General features: G+C 60.7%; 1 protein-coding gene. It reads right to left on the bottom strand.

Annotation, left to right across the window (positions count from 1 at the left end; translation table 11 throughout):
• Positions 1-211, bottom strand: a 211-nt coding sequence (locus HMPREF3048_RS03350) for a transposase (RefSeq protein WP_210398415.1), incomplete at both ends; no start/stop codon positions are given.

Here is a 211-nt window from a genome sequence, read left to right as displayed (position 1 = left end):
GCCTCGTCCAGGGTGGTGATGCGGGTGAGTTTCAGCGCGAGTCGGTAGATGGTGCGGCCAGCATCAGTGCGTGGTCGTGAGGTGGTGTAGCGGCGTACTCTGCGTTGGGCGTGCACGAGGCAGCGTTGGATTTTGGTGTTTGGCCAGCACGTTTTAATTGCGCTTGTGGCTCCTCGGCCACCGTCGATCACAGCGATCAACGGTGCTTCGA

Source organism: Corynebacterium sp. HMSC075D04 (genome assembly GCF_001815635.1).
Taxonomy (GTDB): domain Bacteria; phylum Actinomycetota; class Actinomycetes; order Mycobacteriales; family Mycobacteriaceae; genus Corynebacterium; species Corynebacterium coyleae.
Note: the sequence above shows the minus strand (reverse complement) of the source record. Positions and strands in the feature narration are given on the sequence as shown.